Origin of the sequence: Aeromonas sp. ZOR0001 (assembly GCF_000801015.1) — a bacterium.
Taxonomy (GTDB): domain Bacteria; phylum Pseudomonadota; class Gammaproteobacteria; order Enterobacterales; family Aeromonadaceae; genus Aeromonas; species Aeromonas veronii.
The window spans coordinates 85,827-108,558 of record NZ_JRJY01000070.1 but is presented as its reverse complement, the minus strand read 5'-3'; the positions used below and the strand labels follow the sequence as shown (position 1 = coordinate 108,558).

Below are 22,732 nucleotides of genomic sequence, written 5' to 3'. Positions count from 1 at the left end.
CCCAAGCCACTCCCGCGCCGATTTTGCGGCGGTGATGGCACGGGTGGCTGAGGTTATCAAGGAGGTCGAGCCCCACGATTCCATCGAGCGCTATGAAGGGCTTGGAGTGGAATGCATCGAAGGGGAGGCGCGGCTGGTCTCTCCCTGGGAGGTGGAGGTTAACGGCCAGCGCCTTGCCAGCCGCCATATCGTCATCGCCACCGGCGCCCGGCCGCTGGTGCCCAAGCTGCCGGGGCTGGATCAGGTGCCTTACCTCACCTCGAATAGCCTCTGGCAGCTGCGCACCCCGCCGCGCCGCCTGCTGGTGCTGGGCGGCGGCCCCATCGGCTGCGAGCTGGCCCAGAGCTTCGCCCTGCTCGGCATTCCCGTGACCTTGGTGGAACTCTCGGAGCAACTGCTGCCCCGCGAAGATAGAGAGGTAGCCGACGCCCTGGCCGGGCAGATGAGCCGAGATGGCGTGCAGCTACTCACCGGCTGGCGCGCCGAACGAGCCGACTATCTGCCCGCAGCCAAGGGGGATCTACCCATCCGGCTGCAACTGCGCCGGGGCAATGAGACACAGGTGGTGGAAGGGGATCAACTGCTGCTGGCACTGGGTCGGGTCGCCAATGTGAGCGGCTTCGGGCTCGAAGAGTTGGGGGTCGAGCTTGCCCCCCGCGGCACCATAGCGGTCGATGGCTTTCTTGCCACTAACTTCCCCAGCATACTGGCAGTGGGAGACGTAGCGGGCCCTTACCAGTTCACCCACTTTGCCGCCCATCAGGCCTGGTATGCGGCGGTCAATGCCCTGTTTGGCCAGTTCAAGCGCTTTCGGGCCGACTATCGGGTCATTCCGGCGGCCACCTACACCACGCCGGAGATTGCCCGGGTCGGCCTCAATCGCAAGGAAGCCGAAGCGCAGGGGATTCCTTTCGAGGCGACCCGCTTTGAGCTGGCCGAGCTGGACAGAGCCATTGCCGATGGGGAGCGCCACGGTTTTATCGAAGTGCTGACCGTGCCGGGCAAGGATAATATCCTTGGCGCCACCATAGTGGGCACTCACGCCGGTGAGCGGATTGCCGAGTTCGTGCTCGCCATGCGTCACCGTCTCGGCCTTGGCAAGATCCTCGGCACCATTCACGCCTATCCCACCCTGATGGAGGGGAACAAATATGTGGCGGGTGAATGGAAACGGGCCCACCAGCCCACCCGGGTGCTGGCGTTGCTGGCCCGTTATCACCGCTGGCGCCGTGGCGCCTGACAACCAGAGAAACGTTTATGCTCAAGCCATTCTCACAACTCAACTCACAGCTCAAACGGCGGCTAAACGCCCTGCTGAGCGCCCTGCCACTGCTGGCCTGCGGCCCGCTGTTAGCCACTCCTGATGACAACTGGCAACGGACCCTTGAGGAGGCGAAGGGACAGACCGTCTACTTCAACGCCTGGGGCGGCAGCCCGGAGATCAACGCCTATCTGGTGTGGGCCGGGCAGGAGCTGGCGCGCGACTATCAGGTCAAACTGGTGCAGGTGAAGGTGGATGACATCGCCCAGAGCGTCAGCCAGCTGCTGGCCAACAAGCAGGCGGGTAAGCAAGCGGGCGGCCCCATCGATCTGCTCTGGGTCAACGGCGAGAACTTCAAGGCGCTCAAGGAGCAGGGGCTGCTCGGCGCGCCCTTTACCGCCGAGCTACCCAACATGGCGCTGGTAGACAGCAACCTGCCGGTGAGTGAGGACTTCACCCTGCCGGTGGAAGGGCTGGAAGCCCCCTGGGGCATCGGCCAGCTTAATCTGATGGTCGACACCGAAGAGGTCGCCAGAGCGCCCACCTCGGCTGCAGCCCTGCTGGCGTGGGCCAAGGCCCATCCCGGTCGCTTCACCTATCCCAAGCCGCCCCAGTTCCATGGCTCCAGCTTTCTCAAGCAGATCCTGCTGGAGTTGACGCCAGACCCCGCCCCCCTCTATCGGGAGGCGACCGAGAGCGATTTTGCCAAGCTCACCGCCCCGCTCTGGGCCTGGCTCGATGAGCTGCATCCGGCACTCTGGCGCAAGGGCAAACTGTTCCCCACCAGCGCCGCCGAAACCCGCCAGCTACTCGATGATGGCGAACTGGCCATGGCCATCAGCTTCAATCCGCAGGAGGCGCAGAGCGCCGCCCAGATTGGCGCACTGCCCCCCAGTGTGGAAGCCGTCGCCATGGAGAAAGGGGCGCTCACCAACAGCCATTTTCTCGCCATCCCCTTCAACGCCAGTGCCCGTGCGGGTGCCAAGGTGGTGGCCAACTTCCTGCTGAGCCCGGCGGCGCAGGCGCGCAAGGCCAATCCGGCCTTCTGGGGTGATCCCAGCGTGCTGCGGGCCGATGCGCTGCCTGACTCCGCCAAGGGGCAACCGGCACTGCGCTTCAAATCGGTAGCCGAGCCTCACCCCAGCTGGCAGCTCAAACTGGAAGCGGCATGGGCCGAGCGTTACGGCCACTGATGAGTGCTGCTGGTCACCAACTTGCCCTCTCCCGACCATGGCGCCGGTTGACACGCCACCTCAGTATGAGTACGGGGATGGCGGTCATTTATCTGGCGCTCTTCGTCATCCCTCTGCTTGCAGGGCTATGGCAACTGCTGGCGGAGGGGATGGCCGCCTCTCATCTTGCCTTGCTGCTGGCCCAGCCAGGCCTGTGGCACTCCGCTGCGCTGAGTCTGTGGATTGGCGCCGCCTCAACCCTCGGCAGCCTGCTGTTGACCGCCCTGCTGTTGGCCCACAGCGACAGCCGGGCTTTCGGGCTGCTCCGTCGCCTGCTCTCGCCCATGCTGGCCATGCCCCACGTCGCCTTTGCCATCGGTTTTGCCTTTCTGCTCGCCCCCTCCGGCTGGCTGCTGCGGCTCGTCTCGCCAGCTCTGACGGGGTTTGATTTCCCCCCCGATTGGCAGACCATCCGCGACCCTTGGGGGCTCGGGCTGATTGCACTGCTCGTTTTCAAGGAGACCCCCTTTTTGCTGCTGATGGCGATGGCCGCGCAGCAACCCATCCTGCTGGCACGCCAGCAGTGGCTGGGGGCGAGCCTCGGTTTTAGCGCCCCCCAGATCTGGTGGAGCCTGCTGCTGCCCGCCCTCTGGCCCGCCCTGCGCCTACCCATCTATGCAGTGGCGGCATATGGTGTGGCAGTGGTGGATCTCGCCCAACTGCTCGGGCCTGACCCCCCCGCCCCGCTGGCGGTGCGGTTGTGGCTCTGGTATCAGGACCCGGATCTGCTCTGGCGCGGTGCCACCGCCAGCGGCGCCCTGCTGCTGCTCGCCATCACGGCACTGCTGATCGCCATGCTCAGATTACTGGAGTGGCTTCATAAAGAGATGGGCAAAGGCTACTGGCTCAATGGCAAACGGGCGGCGCCCCACTTCTTTGCCAACCGGCTCGCAGCGGGCTTTGCCTTCACCCTGATCACCCTCAATCTGGCGGTGCTGGCGGCGCTGCTGCTCTGGTCGCTGGCGCGCCGCTGGCCCTTTCCCGCCCTCTGGCCCAGTCAGTGGAGTGGTCACTACTGGCTGGATCTGCTGCCAACCCTGCTGCAGCTGCTGACAACCAGCGCGCTGCTGGCGCTGACGAGCGGCTTACTGGCACTGGTGATGGCGGTGTGCAGTCTGGAGGCACAAGCCGGGCGCCGCCCCTGGCCGCTCTGGCTCATCTGCCTGCCGCTGTTGCTGCCACAGGCGAGCCTGCTGTTTGGCATCCGGCTCGGGTTGGACTGGCTTGCACATGACTCAATAAGTAGCGGTATTGGCTGGGGCTGGGTGCTCTGGAGCCAGCTGCTGTTTGTTTTTCCCTATGTTTATTTGTGCCTGCATGGCCCCTATCGCCAGTTCGATCCGCGGATCACCCAAAGCGCCCTGCTGCTGGGGGCCACGCCATGGCGAGCCTGGTGGCAGGTCAAAGCACCACTGCTGGCGCGCCCGCTGCTGTTTGCCTTTGCGGTGGGGGCCGCGGTGAGTCTGGCCCAGTATCTGCCGACCCTATTGTTTGGGGCTGGCAGGGTGGTCACCATCACCACGGAAGCGGTGGCCATTGGCAGCGGCCTCAACCGGCGGTTGGCGGGGCTCTACGGCCTGCTGCAACTGCTGCTGCCGCTTATTATCTATCTGCTGGCGCTCTGGCTGCCAGCGCGGATCAATCCGGCGCTCAAGGGGGGCAGCTCACGATGAACTCTGATGATGGAAACAGCCACATGCTGAGCACCACGCCTCTTCGACTTTACCTTGATGAAAATCCGCTGCTCTCGCTCCCTGCCCTGCAGGTGGCCCCCGGCGAGGTATTGACCCTGATGGGGCCGAGCGGCTGTGGTAAAAGCTCCCTGCTGGCGGGGCTGGCCGGGGTACTGCCCGGCGCGCTGACAGGAAATGGCCCGATCCGGCTGGAGGGAGAGATAAGGCTCGGCGAGCGGCCACTCAACACCTTGCCTGCGCAAGCACGGCGCATCGGCATGCTGTTTCAGGATGACCTGCTGTTCGACCATCTGACGGTGGCGGAGAACCTGATGTTCGGTATGCCTGCAACCATCAAGGGAAAACGTGCGCGGCGGGAAAAGGCGTTGGCCGCATTGGCGCAGGTCGCACTGGCAGATCAGGCTGACAAGCTGCCACAGCTGCTGTCAGGGGGGCAGCGGGCGCGGGTCAGCCTGCTGCGGGCACTGTTGGCGGAACCCGACGCCCTGCTGCTAGACGAGCCCTTCTCCCGCCTCGACAAGCCGCTGCGGGCCGCCTTTCGCGAGCTGGTGTTCGCGCAGATCAAGGCGCTGGCTATCCCCGCCATCCTGGTGACCCACGATGCGGAAGACGCGCCGGGCACCATACTCAACCTCACCGAATGCCACTGTTAACCGAGGAGTGTTCACCTTGTTTGATCGCCATCTGATCCCCGTGATCCGCAGCCCCCTCACCCAGCTTGCCAAACCGCTCTGCCGCGCCGGGATCAGTGCCAATCAGGTGAGCCTCACCGGATTTGCCATCGGCATGCTGGCGCTGCCGCTGCTGGCCTTTGGCTACTATCAGTGGGCGCTCGCGGCCATCCTGCTCAACCGGCTGCTGGACGGACTCGATGGCGCCGTGGCGCGGGAAACCGGCATCACCGACTGCGGCGGCTTTCTCGACATCACGCTCGACTTTATTTTCTACGCCGCCGTGGTGCTGGGCTTTGCCCTCGCCGCCCCCGCCAATGCGCTACCCGCCGCCACCCTGCTGTTTGCCTTTATGGGCACAGGGTCGAGCTTTCTGGCGTTTGCCATCATGGCGGGCAAACGGGGCATCGACAATCCGGTCTACCACCACAAATCCCTCTACTATCTGGGTGGCCTCACCGAGGGGAGCGAGACCATCGCCCTCTTTGTGCTGATGTGCCTGTGGCCAGCCGCCTTCGCCCCGCTCGCCTACGGCTTTGCCCTGCTCTGCGCCATCACCACCCTGACCCGGCTCTGGAGCGGTTACCACACCCTGCGTCCCCCCCAGCCCTAAACAGCACAGCCCTCACCGGAGGGCTAATCCATCGCACGATGAATTGGCGGCAAACAAGGCGCACGGAACACTTGCACGGGGATGACAATGTTTTACCATTGCGAAACTTTTATCAGTCTCTTTGAGAACCCTATGCGTCGCCTTGCCTCTCTTCTCACTCTGTCATTATTCCCCCTGCTCGGTGGCTGCAGCAGCGCCCCCGCGCCAAAACCCGTGGTCGTCCCCCAGCCCAAGAGCGCCTTTATCAATCAGGCGCCATCGAGCAAACCCGTTTATACACAAGGGGTTAGCAAGGGGGACTTCGCCAATCGCCCCAACGTGGACAGGTTCGTCCAGAAAATGGTCGAGAAGCACGGTTTTGACAACGCCCAGCTGCATCAGGTGCTGGCACAGGCAGAGCGTTACGACTGGATCATCCGCCTGATGGATGCCCAGGCGCCGACCACCGCCAAGCCCACCGGCCCGACCGGTGCCTGGAACCGCTATCGCGCCAAGTTCATCACCCCCGACAACGTACAGAACGGCGTCAACTTCTGGCGTGAATACGCAAGCGAGCTGAACCGGGCGGAGCAGATCTACGGGGTGCCGCCTGAGATCATCGTCGGCATTATCGGGGTCGAGACCCGCTGGGGCCGGGTGATGGGCAAGACCCGCATTCTGGATGCGCTGGCCACCCTGGCGTTTGATTATCCGCGTCGCGCCGAGTTCTTCACGAGCGAATTGGAAGCCTTCCTGGTGATGACCCGCGACGAGGGGATGGATCCCACCGAACCCAAGGGCTCATATGCGGGCGCCATGGGCTACGGCCAGTTTATGCCCTCCAGCTTCCAGCGCTATGCGGTAGACTTTGACGGCAACGGCCACACCAACCTGTGGGATCCGGTGGATGCCATCGGCAGCGTCGCCAACTACTTCAAGGCCCACGGCTGGGAGAAAGGCCAACCGGTAGCGGTGCGTGGTCAGGGCCAGCTGCCCGGCTACGAGCACGGCTTCCAGACCCGCTACCCGGTGGCCTCCCTGCGCCGCGCCGGGCTCACCCCCACCAGTACCCTCGGCAACCACAGCGAAGCGAGCCTGCTACGCCTCGATGTGGGCACCGGCTACCAATACTGGTACGGTCTGCCCAACTTCTACACCATCACCCGCTACAACCACAGCACCCACTACGCCATGGCGGTGTGGCAGCTGGGTCTGGCGGTGAAAGAGGCCAAAGGCGGTTACTGAATCATTTGCTTATAAACGCGAGGCAGGCCTGTCCAGGCCCGCCTCGTCTGCACTCCACACGGCGCCTACTGGCACCGTGTCGGTTTAAAGCATCCCGGCCGCGGCCAATCTGTCCAGCTCAGCGATCAGCTGGGTCGGCTCTGCGCGTTGGGTGTAGTCCACATTGACGAAGTGGTAGCGCACCACCCGATCCTGGCCAAGGATATACGTCGCCGGGACAGGCAAAGTAAAACTGTCATCCCCGTTGCTGGCCGGAATATCGATACCAAAACGCTCATAAATTGGGCGCAGCACCTCGGGCAGCTCGAATACCAACCCCAGCGAAGCCGACACCCGGTTGCCTTCATCGCTGAGCACGGTGATCGCCAGCTCGTTGGCGGTGAGAGTGTCCTGCGCGGTTGTTGGCATCTCGGGAGTCAAACCGAGGAGGGTGACCCCCCGTTTCACAAACTCGGGCAACGCGATATTGAGTGCCTGCATCTCGAGATTGCAATAAGGACACCAACCACCTCGATAGATGTTGAGCACCACAGGCCCCTCAGCCAGATAGTGGGAGAGCGGGCGCACCACCCCGTGCTGATCGGGCAACGCAAAGTCAGGAAACTGATCGCCAGTGACAAATGCCCCTTGTCCCAGTCCGCTCGCCCGTAGCGCTTCTGTTGCCCCCTCCATCACCGCCAGTACATCACCAGGGACTTTAGTTCGCTTTATCGCATCGTACTCTTTGATTTTTTGCTCAAGTGTGGGCATGATTACCATCCTTTCTGTAGTGGTCACTACAATATCAAACAAGCCACCAACACTGGTCAAGATATTTTTTAGTGATCACTACAAAAAGACAACGCAAGCAGGAATCGAAATGGCAAGACCGGCATCATTTGACAGAGAACAAGTTCTGGAGGTTGCCCTCAACAGCTTCTGGGAAACGGGCTTCAGAAACACTGGCATCGCCACACTCGTTGACAGAATGGGGTTGAAGCCCAGCAGCCTGTACGGCGCCTTCAGCTCAAAAGAGGGATTGTTTATCGAAGTGTTGCAGCGCTATTCAGCACAGAGTCTGGTGCAGATAGAACTGTTGCTGGCCTCGGCAGATTCTCCCCTAGCCGGTGTGCGAGCCCTGCTCGATGCTGTAGCTCGGGATGCCATAGCCAGCGAGGCACATCGTGGCTGCCTGCTGGTCAATACCCTGCTGGAAGTGGGGCGCCAAAATCCAACGATTCAGCATGAAGCCAGCGTGCACTTAGCCGAAGTGGAACAGCGGGTGGCCAATAACTTGCGCCAGGCACAAGCCGTTGGAGAACTGGCCGCCGAGCGCGATATCGACACCCTCGCGGCTTTGTTGATGACTATGGTGTGGGGAATGCGCGTACTGGGTCGCACCCATCCACCTGCCGCCAAGGTACAGGCAGTGTTGGCCCAGATACAGGCCATGCTTTAAACCCCAGACCAGCAGGCCCTCGCACAATTCGTAGCCACCACAGAAAAACAGAGGAGCCGATTTGGCTCCTCTCTTCACCTTGTCTTTAGCCCGAGGACCCGGGCGCTGACGTGATGTTCGGCTTAGACACCTGCCTTGGCCAGTGCCGCGGAGACGATCTGCTGGGCCTCTTGCTGGATCAGATCCAGGTGCGCGTCGCCCTTGAAGCTCTCCATATAGATCTTGTAGATGGACTCGGTGCCGGAGGGGCGCGCCGCGAACCAGCCATTCTCGGTCACCACCTTGAGGCCGCCGATGGCGGCATCGTTGCCCGGCGCCTTGGTCAGCTTGGCGATGATGGGCTCACCCGCCAGGGTGGAGGCTTCTACCAGTGCAGGATCCAGCTTGGAGAGCACCGCTTTCTGGGCACTGTTGGCCGGTGCGTCGATACGGCGATAGCTGGAGCGGCCAAACTTGGCTTCCAGTGCGTCGTAGTGGGCCTGCGGATCCTTGCCGGTCACCGCCAGAATTTCCGTCGCCAGCAGCGCCAGAATGAAACCATCCTTGTCGGTGGTCCAGACGGTGCCATCTTTGCGCAGGAAGGAGGCGCCCGCGCTCTCCTCGCCACCAAAGCCGAACTCGCCGCTGTAGAGGCCATCCACGAACCACTTGAAGCCGACCGGCACCTCTTTCAGGGTGCGGCCAATCTCGCCGGCCACCCGGTCAATCATGGAAGAGGAGACCAGCGTCTTGCCGACGGCGGCATCGGCAGACCAGCCAGTTCGATGGGTAAACAGATACTGGATTGCCACAGCCAGATAGTGGTTCGGGTTCATCAGGCCGGACTTGGTGACGATGCCGTGACGGTCGTAGTCAGGGTCGTTGCCAAGGGCGATGTCGAACTTGTCTTTGAGGGCAATCAGGCTCGCCATGGCGAACGGGCTGGAACAGTCCATCCGGATCTTGCCGTCTTTATCCAGGGTCATGAAGGAGAAGGTCGGGTCGACCTTGTAGTTCACCACCTCGATGTTCAGGCCGTAGGTCTTGGCGATAACATCCCAGTAGGCAACGCCGGAGCCGCCCAGCGGATCGACACCGATCTTGATGCCTGCGTTCTTGATGGCATCCATGTCCAGCACGTTCTTCAGATCATCTACATAAGGGGTGACATAGTCGTGCTCGACCACGAACGGGCTCTTGAGCGCCTCGGCGAACGGCATCCGCTTCACGCCGGCCAGACCCGCTTCCAGAATGGCGTTGGCACGATCCTCCACCCACTTGGTGATCTCCCCTTCGGCAGGGCCACCGTGAGGCGGGTTGTACTTGAAGCCACCATCTTCCGGCGGGTTGTGGGACGGGGTGATCACCACGCCGTCGGCGCGCGCTGCAGGCTTGCTGGCCCCTTCTTTGCCAGAGTTGTAGCGCAGGATGGCATGAGAGATAACCGGAGTCGGGGTAAAGCCCATACCAGCCTGAATGCGGGTTTCGACGCCGTTGGCCGCCAGCACTTCGACGGCGCTGGCAAAGGCGGATTCGGACAGGGCGTGGGTATCCATACCGACAAACAGCGGGCCAGTGATACCGGCCTGCTGGCGATACTCCACCAGCGCCTGGGTCACCGCCAGAATATGGGATTCGGTAAAGGCGCTATGCAGGGCGCTGCCACGGTGGCCGGAGGTACCGAAGGCCACCCGCTGCTCGGGGCGGCTCATGTCCGGCTTGTTGAGGTAGTAGGCGCTGACCAGACGGGGGATGTTGGTCAGATCGCTTAAACGGGCCGGTTGACCGGCGTGGGAATGCTGAGCCATGGCGTTTTCCTTGCGTAATGGCGGCCTTGCCGGGCAAGGCCTGAGTCTTGAAGAATCGTTAAATGGCGCCACACACCTGCGCGATCACCTCTTCGCCATAGCCCATACTGGCCATCAGCTGGGCCACCATGTTCTGCTTGCGGCTGGTGTTGGTGTTGGTGATCACCCAGAACGGGGTCTCCGGTACCGGCTTGGGCTTGGTGGTGCTGCCACTGGCACGCAGAGCCTCGGGATCCTGCGAGAAATAGACGCGCTTGCGCCCCTTGATTTCGGTGGCCTGGGTAAAGCCTTCCGGGTTATCCCGGTAGAGGGTACTCAGCACCAGCATAAAGCGGTTGATGGACTTATCTTCTTTTTGCAGCTCACCGGAATCGAGCAAGGCTTGCAGCCCTTGTTGGGTGGCTACCGCACTGGGCTGCGCGACGGCAACGGGCTCGGCAACCGGCACACCTTGGTGAGCAGGCTGTTCCAGCAGACGGCGCAGGATATCGGAGGCACTCTCACCAATGTGCCGGGTCTGGCTGGCGATATAGAAGTAGAGATCGTCATCAAGCTCGATGGTTTTCATAGGGATGCGCTGGACTCGTCGAAATTCGGATGCGGCGATTATACATAGGCAAACCCGACAGCCCAAGCAAGGGGCTGGCAGATGTACATGAATCTCATCGAGAATACGGCATAATAGTGGGCCAAGTGTGTGATCAGCCGCACTGATAGCCGATCCGGACGGGATCTTTTAGAAAAAAAACCACATAAAATCCCAATCCATTGGACGAAATCCTTTTCTTTCCAGTGCGTTAAATAATACAGCGATACGCACCCACGACCGACAAGGTGTCATTTTGCAACAAAACAGCATATTGAACTTCAAGGAGCTGGGTCAGGGCCCGGCGGTCATTCTGATCCACGGCCTGTTTGGCAGCCTCGACAACCTCGGCCTGCTGGCCCGAGCCCTCTGCGAACAGTACCGGGTCATCAGCGTCGATCTGCGCAACCACGGCGCCTCCTTTCATAGCAGCGAGATGAGCTATCCGGCGCAAGCGACCGACATCATGACCCTGATGGATCGGCTGAATATTGCCGAAGCCACCCTGATTGGCCACTCGATGGGTGGCAAGGTAGGGATGCAGGTCGCCAAGCTGGCGCCCGCGCGGGTGACCAAGCTGGTCGTCGCCGACATGGCGCCGGTCGCCTATCCCCACTCCCGCCACCAGAATGTGTTCGCCGGACTCAACGCCACACTGCGCACGCCGCCGCAAAGCCGCAGTGAAGCGGAAGCCATGCTGGCGCAGCACATCGAGATCGCCGGGGTACGCCAGTTCCTGCTCAAATCCTTCGCCAAAGGTGAATATGGCTGGGGTTGGCGCTTCAATGTGCCCGCCCTTGAGCAAAACTACGCCAACATCATGGGCTGGCCAGAGGATGAGCATCGCTTCGAGGGGCCTGTGCTCTTTATCAAAGGCGGGGATTCTGACTATATGCAGCCCCAATACAGCGAGACGGCACTGGCCCAATTCCCGGCGGCAAAGGTGCGTGTCATCGCGGGTACCGGCCACTGGCTGCATGCGGAAAAACCGGCTCTGTTCAACAAATTGGTTGTGGATTTCCTGTCGACAGGCGGTTAACAGTTTCAAATCCTTTGTGATATAGTGCGCCGGTCATAAGGAGTGTGCGCAATCCATGCTAAGTGAACATATCGACCTGATCGAAAGTTTGGGCCTCAAGTTATTCTTTGTGGCCATTTTCATATTGATTGGCCTGGCCATTCAGGACGTGCTCAAGCGCGGCAACGTGCCCCGTTTCGGTCGTTTTATCGTCTGGTTGGTACTGTTTCTGGGTTGTGCGGGTTTTGTCGCCAAGGGGCTGATCGAACTGGGCTGGGAAGGCTCAGGACTCGGCTAACTTATTTTCATCTGTGATGTATGGCCAAACAGCAAACTGATCGAACAACACTGGATCTGTTCGCAAATGAGAAGCGCCCCGGCAGGCCAAAGACCAATCCACTCCCCCGCGAGACCCAGCTCAAGATCAACAAGCGTAACCAGCTTAAGCGCGATCGGGAAAATGGGCTGAAGCGGGTAGAGTTAAAGGTGGAGGCCGAGTTGCTGGAGCGCCTGAACCAACTTGCGTTACAACAGAACATCAGCCGAGCCGAGCTGATCCAATCTATCCTGAAACAACAGATTGAGTCCGCCTTTGCGGTGGACATTGCAGTCTGAGCGTTGAGCATTAACACCAAATACGGGTAACTAAACACTATGGCAAGTGTAGGTCTGTTTTTTGGCAGCGATACCGGTAACACCGAAGCTGTCGCCAAGATGATCCAGAAAGAGCTGGGCAAAAACCTGATTGAAGTCCGTGACATCGCCAAGAGCAGCAAGGCCGACATCGAGAGCTTTGATCTGCTGATGTTCGGCATCCCGACTTGGTACTACGGCGAAGCCCAGGCCGACTGGGACGACTTCTTCCCCGATCTGGGCGAAATCGACTTCACCAACAAGCTGGTCGCCATCTTCGGTTGCGGTGATCAGGAAGACTATTCCGAGTACTTCCTCGACGCCATGGGCACCCTGCGTGACATCGTCGAAGCCAAAGGCGCCATCATCATCGGTCACTGGCCGACTGCCGGCTACGAGTTCGAAGCCTCCAAGGCGCTGGTCGATGACAAGCACTTTGTCGGTCTGGGTATCGATGAAGATCGCCAACCGGAGCTGACCGCCGAGCGCGTCAAGGGCTGGTGCAAGCAGCTGCACGAAGAGATGTGCCTGGGCGAGCTGGAGTAATCCGCCTCCCCTCTTCTCTCTGACAACAAGGGCCCCGACGGGGCCCTTGTTGTATCTGCAAGTGGCGATGCCTGCCTTCATTCTCCCCTGTTATTCACCTCTGTGCTCCGGTTTGGCCCGCACATAGAGGGTGCGCTTGACCTGCGCCACCAGCTCGCCGCTCTTGTCTTGTACCGTCACCTCGAATTCGGGGAAGTGCTTGTTGCCACCTTCGGTCGCCGCCACGATTTCGGCCAGCTTGCCCTCGGTCAGGTTAAACTCGGCCACCAGCTTGCCCTTGCCCGGCTTGATGTAGTTGATGCTGCCCGCCTTGTCCCAGACGTAGTAGCGATTCTTGAAGTAGCCCATCAGCATCAGCGGATAGATGGGGTCAGTCATGGCAAACATGCTGCCGCCAAACTGGGTGCGGTTGGCGTTCTTGTTCCACCAGCGGGATTTGAGGGTCACCCGGCAGTAGCGAAAGTCATCGCTCAGGGTCTCTATCTTGATACCGGCCCCCCAGAAAGGGGGCCAGGCGTTGAGTGCGCGGCGCACCCAGGCCGCATTGTCAAAAAGCCAATCCATGGATCTCATCCGACCAGAAATATGAAAGTTACATCTTATCAACATCTGCCATGCCAGCAAGTCGGACGACACGATTGATTATTTCAATCCAACCGGCCATTTATGGCTAAACCCCTTGAATTGCTGGGTTTATTTTTAGGGAGACTACGACCTATAATGACACGCCAAGCGAGTTCAAGGTTGCCATTCCTGCGGCAGTCCATCAGAATAACCCCACCTTCGAGAATGCGAATAAGTAGAATATGGCAGACAACAACCAAGCGTTAAAAAAGGCCGGGCTCAAGATCACCTTGCCCCGGGTCAAAATCCTGGAAATCCTGCAACAGCCGGACTGCCAGCACACCAGCGCCGAAGATCTCTATAAACGACTGATCGACCTGGGTGAAGAGATTGGTCTCGCTACCGTCTATCGCGTTCTCAACCAGTTTGATGATGCCGGTATCGTTACCCGTCACCACTTCGAAGGTGGCAAGTCGGTATTCGAGCTGGCCACTCAGGAGCACCACGACCACCTGGTTTGCCTCGACTGCGGCAAGGTGATCGAGTTCTCCGATGAAGTGATCGAACAGCGTCAGCGCGAGATCGCCAAGAAATTCAATATCCGTCTCACCAATCACAGCCTCTACCTCTACGGTCACTGTGCAACAGGTGAGTGCAAGCACGACGAATAAGTCGCCCGCGACTTGCAGATAACGGACAATAAAAAAGCCAGCTGATGCTGGCTTTTTTATTGTCCGGCGCAGGCCGTTGGCAGCACACAGGGCAGGGTCTCCCCTGCCCCATCGGCTTAGCCTTCTACCTTGCCCCAGGAGTCGCGCAGGGCAACGGTGCGGTTAAACACCAGATGCTCCGGGCTGGAGAGCTTGTTGTCGGCGCAGAAGTAACCTTCACGCTCGAACTGGTAAGCCTGCTCCGGCTTGGCGTTCTTCAGGGATGCCTCGACACGGGCACCCTCGATGATCACCAGGGATTCCGGATTCAGGGCAGCTTCGAAGTCATCCTCGGCGCCCGGGTTCGGCACCTTGAACAGACGATCGTAGAGACGCACTTCCGCTGGCAGGGAGTGAGTGGCGCTGACCCAGTGGATCACCCCTTTCACCTTGCGGCCATCGGCCGGATCCTTGCCCAGAGTCTCGGGGTCGTAGGAGCAGTAGATGCAGGTGACTTTGCCATCCGCATCTTTCTCGATGCGCTCGGCCTTGATCACATAGGCATTGCGCAGACGCACTTCCTTGCCCAGCACCAGACGCTTGAACTGCTTGTTCGCCTCTTCTTTGAAGTCCGCTTCGTCGATGAAGATCTCGCGGGTGAAGTTCAGCTCGCGGGTACCCATCTCGGCATTGCTCGGGTGGGCCGGGGCAGTCAGCACTTCGTCGGCAGCCAGGTTCTCGATAACCACTTTCACCGGATGCAGCACGGCCATGGCACGCGGCGCATGCTCGTTGAGGTCTTCGCGGATGCAGGCTTCCAGCATGCTCATCTCGACGATGTTGTCCTGCTTGGTGACGCCGATGCGCTTGCAGAACTCGCGGATGGAGGCCGGTGTGTAACCACGGCGACGCAGACCGGAGACGGTCAGCATGCGCGGGTCGTCCCAACCATCGACGTGCTTCTCGGTCACCAACAGGTTCAGCTTGCGCTTGGACATGACGGTGTATTCGAGGTTCAGACGAGAGAACTCGTACTGACGGGGGTGGCAGTCGATGGTGATGTTGTCCAGCACCCAGTCGTACAGACGACGGTTGTCCTGGAACTCCAGGGTGCAGATGGAGTGGGTGATCCCTTCCAGCGCGTCCGAGATGCAGTGGGTGAAGTCATACATCGGGTAGATGCACCACTTGTCACCGGTCTGGTGGTGGTGGGCAAACTTGATACGGTAAATAACCGGATCACGCATCACCATGAAGGGGGATGCCATGTCGATCTTGGCGCGCAGGCAGGCGGTGCCTTCGGCGAACTCGCCATTCTTCATCTTGGCAAACAGCGCCAGGTTCTCTTCCACGCTGCGATCGCGGAACGGGCTGTTCTTGCCAGCTTCAGTCAGGGTGCCACGGTACTCGCGCATCTGCTCGGGCGTCAGCTCGTCCACATAGGCCAGACCCTTTTCAATCAGCTCGATGGCGTAGCCGTGCAGCTTGTCGAAATAGTCGGAGGAGTAGCAGATCTCGCCGTTCCACTGGAAGCCGAGCCACTGTACGTCCTGCTTGATGGACTCTACGTACTCGATATCTTCCTTCACCGGGTTGGTGTCATCGAAACGCAGGTTGCACTGGCCCTGATAGTCGCGGGCGATGCCGAAGTTCAGGCAGATGGATTTGGCGTGGCCGATATGGAGATAACCGTTCGGCTCGGGCGGAAAACGGGTATGCACGCTGCTGTGCTTACCGCTGGCCAGATCTTCATCAATGATCTGACGAATAAAGTTAGTTGGGCTGTTCGCCTGACTCATGGCTCACCTCAAAAAAGCGTCACTGGCGGAAGTTGTGCCGGCTGGCACCCTCATCCCCCCGCCGTCAAGCCGGGTATGATCCCTTATTACGGGCGCTGTCTCAACCTGAATTTGGCACTTCCGAGCCATTTCCCGGCCATTGCGCCGCTAAAAACGGCGTGGCTTGGCACATTGCACACCAAATGCATAAAAAAGCCCCGCACGAGGCGGAGCTGAAAGTGATGAAAAACACAAAACAGACAATTACACACAACAAAGGCTCACACGCACAGTCAACCTTTCCCAAACCCGATGCGCCATCGCCCTTGGGAAAGGCGGGTCTCGCGACCCACCTCATGTTAACGGTTGACTGCTATCAGTTCAGTTCGGTGACACGGCTGGTGCGCTTGCCATCGAAGCTGGTGGTACGCAGGTAGACCTTGCCATTCACGCTCGGCTTGGCCGCGGCGTCATAGGCACTCCAGTTGGTACCGTCCAGGCTGTACTGGATGGGCAGACCCGGCAGATCCACGTTCGCTTCCAGCACACCGTTCACTACCTTGGCACCCGGTACGGAGAGGCGGTATTCAACACCGGCCTGATCCAGTTTCGGCAGCACGCGCTGACCCAGTACGTTAGCAAACTGGTTCCACTCTTTGTTGAGGGTGGCCTTGTTGACGAACTTGGTCTCGCCGGAGAACTCACGACCCTTCACATAGTTCAGCTCGAAGCCACCTTTGTGCCAGGCACGCTCGGCCACGGAGAAGATACGCGGGTAGACCATGTACTCGTACTGAGCATCGGTACGCACGGTTTCACTCCACTGCTGACCGGAGATCCCCTTGAACTTGACCGGATCCTGGTCACCCTTGGCCACGAAGGCGTTGCCATCGCGGTCAACCGAGGTCTCGGCGTTCTGCGGCAGGTTTTCCGGGGCGAAGGCAAATACCTTGCGGGTGTCGTTGAAACGGGTTGCCCAGTAGTAGCCACGCTCGGCCGGGTGTACTTCGTTCGGGAAGTCGAAGTAGAGGTAATCCGGGTTGGACAGCACCACTTGGTAACCCTTGTGCGCCCACTTCATCGCTTCGTTGAAGCCACCCCAGTAGAGGGTTTCCCAGAAGTTGACACGGGTGTTGTCGGTGGCGAAGTCCTTGGCACCGCTGGCGTACTTCAGACCGTCTTCCCAGGCCTGCAGGGTAGAGAAGCCGCGGTCTTTGACCATCTGGCCCACTTCCTTGGCGAAGTAAACCGGCAGCTCGCCCACTTCCTTGATCTTGCCTTCGTCGATCATCTTCTGGCACATCGGGGACTTGCCAAACGGCTTGTCCTGCTTGCTGGAGTCGACGTTGCCTTTCCAGGCGACCAGCTCTTCTTTCTTGGTGACGGCCGGATCCTGATAGCCACCGCCCTGCATGATGTTCTTCGCCTCATCACCACCGTAGTGCCATGCGGTCAGCGGCTGACCGGCGGCCTGGTGCATCTGGGCAACTTCATCCATTACCTTGGCCACGAAGGTGGCAGCACCCGGCTGGCAAGGGTTGATGAAGGACATCTTGTCGTAGAACTGGACCGAGGTGACGTTGGAGGTGTCAGCCGGATCAGTCAGACGGAACTGGTTGGCTTCCACTTCTTTGCCTTCCGCCATCAGACGCTTGTAGCGCGCTTCCATGGAGACCACGGCAGCACGGGCGTGGGCCGGCATGTTGATCTCGGGGATCACGGTCACACCGCGGGCCTTGGCATAACGCACCAGGTCCACGTAGTCAGACTTGCTGTAGAAACCGGAACCCTGGTTGTCGCTGGTCGGGCCGGAACCCAGTTGCGGCATCAGGCACTTGGTTTCGGACTCGTCGTGGCAACGCTGGCTACCGACCTGGGTCAGCTCCGGCAGACCCGGGATCTCCAGACGCCAGCCTTCATCGTTGGTCAGGCCAAGGTGCAGCACGTTGAGCTTCATGGCAGACATCTGGTCAACCAGCTTCTTCATGGTATCCAGACTGCGGAAGTGGCGGGCCACGTCGGTCTGCATGCCACGGTATTCAAAGCGCGGCGCATCCTCGACGGTCATCGGGCTCACCAGCTTGTCATCAACACCCAGCAGGGAGATCAGGGATTGTGCACCCCAGAATGCCCCGTCGATATCGCGACCCTGGATTACGGTGCCCTTCTGACCGATGGTCATGTCATAGCCTTCAGCCTGCTTGAGCTTGCTGCCGAGCTTGATGGTCACCGGGTAGCCGGTGTCGGAGAGGGTAACACCCAGCTTGGTCAGTTGAGCCTTCAGGGCCTCGGCGCGATCGCTCGGCAGATCCAGGGCATTGAGTTTGATGGTAGAGAAGTCAACCTGCGGGCCAGCTTTGACTACCTGCTTCATCGGGGTCGGCAGGATCTGGTTGTCAATCTTGCCAGCCGGCAGCAGGGTGCTGGTCTGGTTGGCCGCGAAACGGGTCTCGCTGTTCATCAGGATGTTCTTGTCATCCTTGGTACGCTTCCAGCCATCGGCCGGCATCGGCTTCTCGTAGGTGCTGGCATCATTGATGTTGCTCATGCTGGCCAGTACTTTCGGCTCGGCACCTTCGCTGGCGACATACCAGTTCGGCATGATGTCAGATTCGAACAGTACCCAGTATTCCACCACCAGCGGCACTTCGACGGTGGCATCCTTGGCAAAGCCCTGGAACTTCTCGGTTGGCGTCAAACGATAGAGATCGCCGGTCAGGTGAGTGATGGTGAACTGGTCGTTATCCACACGCTGGATACGACGGATGGAGGAGACGTAGATGCTCCAGTCTTTGGAGGTGACGTCCGCACCGGTATTGGTCAGGTGCAGCTTGGCAACGCCACAGCTTGCCCACTCGGAACCGAGCGCCTGGCAATCGAGGCCGGCACCGGCACCGTCGTTGGTGACCACTTCATACTTGACCACCAGGTTGTTGGCGAGGGAGTCGACCACGGCCTGCTTGGCGGCATCGGCTGCCTGGACCTGGCTGACAAAAACGGTAGACATGGCAATGGCTAACAGAGAATGTTTCAAGTTCATAACTGCTGCTCTCATTTGAAGTAAAGGTTGGATTTTCTTGGCTTTTTTATATGGGGCCCCTGAGCGGGGCCCTTAGTTATGTCAACAATGGACTTAGACTTGAGGTGAGCGAGTCGCTCGATTAACGCAGGGCTTTCATCTCACCGGCGATGATTTCGGCCAATGGGCCCAGAATCACCTGCAGGTTCTGCTCACCGAGTTTGACCACACCGGCCGCACCCAGGGCTTTCAGCTTGCGCTCATCGACGATGCTGCGGTCTTTCAGAGTCAGACGCAGACGGGTGATGCAGGCATCGATGGAGACCAGGTTCTCTTGACCACCCAGCACTTCCAGGTATTGCTTGGCCAGCTCGGTACGGTTGGTAGATTGAGCGGCAGCCGGAGCAGTATCTTCGTCATCTTCACGACCCGGGGTTTTCAGGTTCAGCTTGGCAATCACTACGCGGAACACGGTGTAGTAGAGGCCGAAGAAGACCAGACCCTGAGGGATCAGCATGTACCAGTTGGTCGCCAGCGGGTTACGGCTGGAGAGCACCATATCCACCAGACCGGCACTGAAACCGAAACCGGCCATCCACTGCATGGAGGCAGCGATGAACACGGAGATACCGGTCAGTACGGCGTGGATGACATACAGTACCGGCGCCACGAACATGAAGGAGAACTCGAGCGGCTCGGTTACACCGGTGAAGAAGGAGGCAAAGGCAGCTGCGATCATGATGGAGGCAACTTTCTCTTTGTTCTCTTTCTTGGCGGAGTGGTAGATGGCCAGAGCGGCACCCGGCAGACCGAACATCATGATGGGGAAGAAGCCAGCCTGGTACATACCGACCACGCCTTTCACCTGCTCCAGGCTCTTGCCAGCGGCCAGAGCGGCATCGATGGTAGCCTGACCACCCAGGAAGTTCGGGATGTCGTTGATACCGGCCACGTTGAACCAGAACACGGAGTTCAGGGCGTGGTGCAGACCGATCGGGATCAGCAGACGGTTGAAGAAGGCGTAGATACCGGCACCGGTGGAGCCAAGGCTCACGATGGACTCACCGAAGGAGACCAGACCACCGTAGATTGCCGGCCATACGGCCATCAGGATGAAAGATACAACGATCATCACCACGGAGGTTACGATCGGTACCAGACGACGACCGGAGAAGAAGGAGAGTGCCTTGTGCAGCTCAACGCTGCTGAAGCGGTTGTACAGCTCAGCGGCGATAACACCACACAGGATACCCACGAACTGGTTGCTGATCTTGGCAAACGCGGCAGGAACCTGCTCCACCGGGATGCTCTTGATCTGGGCCACAGCGCCCGGGCTCAACAGGGTGGTAACGACCAGGAAGCCGACCAGACCAGCCAGAGCTGCAGAACCGTCTTTATCCTTGGACATACCGTAAGCGACACCGACTGCGAACAGTACGGACATGTTATCGATAATGGCTGCGCCCGCTTTAATCAGGAAGGCAGCCAGCGCACTGTCACCACCCCAACCATTTGGGTCAATCCAGTAGCCAACCCCCATCAGGATCGCTGCGGCAGGCAATACCGCTACCGGCACCATCAGGGCACGGCCGATCTTTTGCAAATAACCGAGAATGTTCACGGTTCCTCTCCTTAGTTAATGTTTTTCTAGAAATTAAGTGCTTATCACGTTTGACGCATAAGCCATCAAGGCTTGATTGGCAGTCTAGGGCTTTTATTTCGCTGCGCAAATTAATAAACCGATAATCGTGATCGTTATCACCCAAACAAGATAAAGGTGGTGGATAGATGTGGCTTAGTTCGCAATCTTTATTTACGCTATAAAACAACTTGAATCCGTCTTAGCCAATTGCCACCGCCAAACCGGTCGCAACCCGACACAGAGGTATCCCATATGCGCCTGATCCCGTTGAAATCTGCCAGCCAAGTAGGCCTGTGGTCTGCTCGTTACATCGTTGACCGCATCAACGCGTTCAAGCCGACCAGCGATCGCCCTTTCGTACTGGGCCTGCCCACCGGTGGCACCCCGCTCAACACCTACAAGCGCCTGATCGAGTTGCACAAAGCCGGTGAAGTGAGCTTCCAGAACGTGGTCACCTTCAACATGGACGAGTACGTCGGCCTGCCGGAAGATCACCCGGAGAGCTACCACAGCTTCATGCACAACAACTTCTTCAGCCACATCGACATTCGTCCCGAGAACATCAACATCCTCAACGGCAATGCCGAGGATCTGGTGGCCGAGTGCAAGCGCTACGAAGACAAGATCAAGTCCTACGGCAAGATCCACCTGTTCATGGGTGGCGTGGGTAACGACGGCCACATCGCATTCAACGAGCCGGCTTCTTCCCTCTCCTCCCGCACCCGGGTCAAGACCCTGACCGAAGATACCCGTATCGCCAACTCCCGCTTCTTCGGTGGCGACATGGAGCAGGTGCCCAAACTGGCCCTGACCGTGGGTGTCGGCACCCTGATGGATGCGGAAGAGATCATGATCCTGGTCACCGGTCACGGCAAGGCACTGGCCCTGCAGGCCGCCGTGGAAGGCAGCGTCAACCACATGTGGACCATCTCCACCCTGCAACTGCATCCGAAGGGAATGATGGTGTGCGACGAGCCCTCCACCATGGAGCTCAAGGTCAAGACCGTTCGCTACTTCCAGCAGCTGGAAGCCGCCAACATCGGCCGTCTGTAAGGAGTCGTCATGTACGCATTGACCAACTGTACCCTCTACACCGGCAGCTGCGTGCTGACCGGCTACGGGGTGCTTATCGAGGGCGACAAGATTGTCGCCATCTCTCACCTGGCCGAACTGCCTGCAGGCATCGAGCTGATTGACCTCAAAGGCGCCAACCTGACTGCCGGTTTTATCGACGTGCAGCTCAACGGCTGTGGCGGTGTGATGTTCAACACCGACATCACGGTCGAGACCCTGGCAACCATGCAGGCGGCCAACCTCAAATCCGGTACCACCAGCTTCCTGCCGACCCTGATCACCAGTCCGGATGCCGACATGAAGCAGGCCGTTGCGGTGACCCGTGACTACATGGCGGCACACCCCAACGAGGTGCTGGGCGTCCATCTGGAAGGGCCTTACACCAACCTCAAGCGCAAGGGGATCCACCCTGCCGCGCAAATTCGCCAGCCAGCGGACGAGATGATCGACTTCTTCTGCGCCAACTCGGATGCCATCACCAAGATCACCCTGGCCCCGGAGCGCAACGAGCCGGCCCATATCCGCCGTCTGGTGGAAGCGGGCATTCTGGTCTCGGCCGGTCACACTGCCGCCAGTTACGATCAGGCCATGGCCGGGTTCGATAACGGTATTCGCTTTGCGACCCACCTCTACAACGCCATGACTCCGACCCTCAACGGTCGCGAGCCGGGCGTCGTGGGCGCCATCTACGATCGCAAAGATGTTTATGCGGGCATCATCGTCGATGGCCACCATGTGCACTGGGCCAACGTGCGTCTGGCTCACAAGGCGCTGGGGGAGCGACTGGTGCTGGTCACCGATGCCACCGCGGCAGCCGGTGCACCGGAAGGCTTTGAGAAATTTGATTTTTGTGGCACCACCGTCTTTTTACGCGATGGTCAGTGTGTCGACGAGAATGGTACACTCGGCGGTTCCTCCCTCACCATGATTGAGGGGGTGGAAAATCTGGTCAAGCAGGTCGGATTACCGCTCGATGAAGCACTGAGAATGGCCAGCCTCTACCCCGCTCGCGCCATTGGATGGGACTCACGTCTCGGTAGTATCCAGGTCGGTAAAGTAGCCAACCTCACTGTCTTCGATCAGGACTTCACGGTCCGTGGGACCGTGGTTAACGGACACTACACACAACAGTGACATCATGACTGGCGGACAAATAGCAAACGTAGATCTTATCAAGCAGGTCAACAGTGCAGCCGTGTATCGGCTCATCGACCTGCAAGGCCCCATCTCCCGGGTCAAGATTGCCGAGTTGAGTCAGCTGGCCCCGGCCAGCGTGACCAAAATAACCCGGCAACTGATCGA

21 protein-coding genes and 1 pseudogene are annotated in these 22,732 nt (G+C 59.6%); 15 read left to right on the top strand and 7 right to left on the bottom strand.

Features of this window, described 5'->3' with window-relative positions; translation table 11 throughout:
• From L972_RS20735 to mltB, 6 genes are all read left to right on the top strand, one after another.
• The coding region (locus L972_RS20735) for a dihydrolipoyl dehydrogenase family protein (RefSeq protein ID WP_047437717.1) at positions 1-1,240 on the top strand (1,240 nt) is incomplete at its 5' end.
• 17 nt (positions 1,241-1,257) lie between these two features.
• On the top strand, positions 1,258-2,454 hold the full coding sequence (locus L972_RS08720; protein ID WP_052200043.1) for an ABC transporter substrate-binding protein: 1,197 nt from the start codon (positions 1,258-1,260) through the stop codon (positions 2,452-2,454).
• A gap of 77 nt (positions 2,455-2,531) precedes the next feature.
• The gene (locus L972_RS08715) at positions 2,532-4,166 is read left to right on the top strand and encodes an ABC transporter permease (protein WP_136501280.1); all 1,635 of its coding nucleotides are present in this window, start codon (positions 2,532-2,534) and stop codon (positions 4,164-4,166) included.
• Positions 4,167-4,189: 23 nt separating this feature from the next.
• The gene (locus L972_RS08710; RefSeq protein WP_047437703.1) at positions 4,190-4,840 is read left to right on the top strand and encodes an ATP-binding cassette domain-containing protein; all 651 of its coding nucleotides are present in this window, start codon (positions 4,190-4,192) and stop codon (positions 4,838-4,840) included.
• Between the two features lie 16 nt (positions 4,841-4,856).
• Entirely contained in the window at positions 4,857-5,471 is a 615-nt protein-coding gene (locus tag L972_RS08705; protein WP_047437583.1) for a CDP-alcohol phosphatidyltransferase family protein, read from the top strand.
• Between the two features lie 132 nt (positions 5,472-5,603).
• The gene (gene mltB / locus L972_RS08700; RefSeq protein ID WP_047437701.1) at positions 5,604-6,695 is read left to right on the top strand and encodes a lytic murein transglycosylase B; all 1,092 of its coding nucleotides are present in this window, start codon (positions 5,604-5,606) and stop codon (positions 6,693-6,695) included.
• A gap of 84 nt (positions 6,696-6,779) precedes the next feature.
• On the opposite strand, the gene L972_RS08695 is transcribed toward mltB, so the two are convergent.
• Positions 6,780-7,445 (bottom strand): peroxiredoxin-like family protein, encoded by a 666-nt coding sequence (locus L972_RS08695; protein ID WP_047437582.1) that lies wholly within the window; start codon positions 7,443-7,445, stop codon positions 6,780-6,782.
• Between L972_RS08695 and L972_RS08690 the strand changes: the two genes are divergently transcribed.
• Complete coding sequence (locus tag L972_RS08690; protein ID WP_231560911.1) at positions 7,444-8,133, top strand: TetR/AcrR family transcriptional regulator; 690 nt, start codon at positions 7,444-7,446, stop codon at positions 8,131-8,133. The genes L972_RS08695 and L972_RS08690 overlap by 2 nt on opposite strands.
• Before the next feature lie 122 nt (positions 8,134-8,255).
• Here L972_RS08690 and pgm read toward each other — a convergent pair whose 3' ends face one another.
• Positions 8,256-9,920: a phosphoglucomutase (alpha-D-glucose-1,6-bisphosphate-dependent) gene (gene pgm / locus L972_RS08685; protein ID WP_047437580.1), complete on the bottom strand. Its 1,665-nt coding sequence runs from the start codon at positions 9,918-9,920 to the stop codon at positions 8,256-8,258.
• Positions 9,921-9,978: 58 nt separating this feature from the next.
• Positions 9,979-10,488 carry a replication initiation negative regulator SeqA gene (gene seqA / locus L972_RS08680; RefSeq protein ID WP_047437578.1) on the bottom strand — a complete coding sequence of 170 codons (510 nt, stop codon included), beginning with the start codon at positions 10,486-10,488 and terminating at the stop codon, positions 9,979-9,981.
• Positions 10,489-10,762: 274 nt separating this feature from the next.
• On the opposite strand from seqA, the gene L972_RS08675 reads away from it, so the two are divergent.
• From L972_RS08675 to fldA, 4 genes are read left to right on the top strand one after another with little or no spacing between them, the layout of a single operon-like run.
• A complete protein-coding gene (locus L972_RS08675; RefSeq protein ID WP_081990711.1) occupies positions 10,763-11,545 on the top strand; it encodes an alpha/beta fold hydrolase in 783 nt (260 codons plus the stop codon).
• 55 nt (positions 11,546-11,600) lie between these two features.
• Positions 11,601-11,822: a DUF2788 domain-containing protein gene (locus tag L972_RS08670; protein WP_005334296.1), complete on the top strand. Its 222-nt coding sequence runs from the start codon at positions 11,601-11,603 to the stop codon at positions 11,820-11,822.
• A 20-nt stretch (positions 11,823-11,842) separates the two neighbouring features.
• Positions 11,843-12,139 carry a LexA regulated protein gene (gene ybfE / locus L972_RS08665; protein WP_005334297.1) on the top strand — a complete coding sequence of 99 codons (297 nt, stop codon included), beginning with the start codon at positions 11,843-11,845 and terminating at the stop codon, positions 12,137-12,139.
• Between the two features lie 39 nt (positions 12,140-12,178).
• Positions 12,179-12,703, top strand: coding sequence for a flavodoxin FldA (fldA, locus tag L972_RS08660; RefSeq protein WP_005334298.1), 525 nt, complete (start codon positions 12,179-12,181; stop codon positions 12,701-12,703).
• A gap of 90 nt (positions 12,704-12,793) precedes the next feature.
• On the opposite strand, the gene L972_RS08655 is transcribed toward fldA, so the two are convergent.
• The gene (locus L972_RS08655; protein WP_005334300.1) at positions 12,794-13,267 is read right to left on the bottom strand and encodes a DUF4442 domain-containing protein; all 474 of its coding nucleotides are present in this window, start codon (positions 13,265-13,267) and stop codon (positions 12,794-12,796) included.
• Positions 13,268-13,509: 242 nt separating this feature from the next.
• Here L972_RS08655 and fur point away from each other — a divergent pair, with 242 nt between their 5' ends.
• On the top strand, positions 13,510-13,938 hold the full coding sequence (fur, locus tag L972_RS08650) for a ferric iron uptake transcriptional regulator (protein ID WP_005334301.1): 429 nt from the start codon (positions 13,510-13,512) through the stop codon (positions 13,936-13,938).
• 116 nt (positions 13,939-14,054) lie between these two features.
• Here fur and glnS read toward each other — a convergent pair whose 3' ends face one another.
• The 3 genes from glnS to nagE all read right to left on the bottom strand — a co-directional run bounded on the left by glnS (position 14,055) and on the right by nagE (position 20,335).
• On the bottom strand, positions 14,055-15,716 hold the full coding sequence (glnS, locus tag L972_RS08645; RefSeq protein WP_005334302.1) for a glutamine--tRNA ligase: 1,662 nt from the start codon (positions 15,714-15,716) through the stop codon (positions 14,055-14,057).
• A gap of 355 nt (positions 15,717-16,071) precedes the next feature.
• A complete protein-coding gene (locus L972_RS08640; RefSeq protein ID WP_047437576.1) occupies positions 16,072-18,735 on the bottom strand; it encodes a beta-N-acetylhexosaminidase in 2,664 nt (887 codons plus the stop codon).
• A 121-nt stretch (positions 18,736-18,856) separates the two neighbouring features.
• Complete coding sequence (nagE, locus tag L972_RS08635) at positions 18,857-20,335, bottom strand: N-acetylglucosamine-specific PTS transporter subunit IIBC (protein WP_021231106.1); 1,479 nt, start codon at positions 20,333-20,335, stop codon at positions 18,857-18,859.
• Positions 20,336-20,608: 273 nt separating this feature from the next.
• On the opposite strand from nagE, the gene nagB reads away from it, so the two are divergent.
• From nagB to L972_RS21840, 3 genes and pseudogenes are all read left to right on the top strand, one after another.
• Positions 20,609-21,409: a glucosamine-6-phosphate deaminase gene (nagB, locus tag L972_RS08630; protein WP_005334308.1), complete on the top strand. Its 801-nt coding sequence runs from the start codon at positions 20,609-20,611 to the stop codon at positions 21,407-21,409.
• A 9-nt stretch (positions 21,410-21,418) separates the two neighbouring features.
• Positions 21,419-22,564 (top strand): N-acetylglucosamine-6-phosphate deacetylase, encoded by a 1,146-nt coding sequence (gene nagA, locus L972_RS08625; RefSeq protein WP_047437571.1) that lies wholly within the window; start codon positions 21,419-21,421, stop codon positions 22,562-22,564.
• Positions 22,565-22,568: 4 nt separating this feature from the next.
• A pseudogene (locus L972_RS21840) lies at positions 22,569-22,732 on the top strand (transcriptional regulator); the annotation flags it as partial.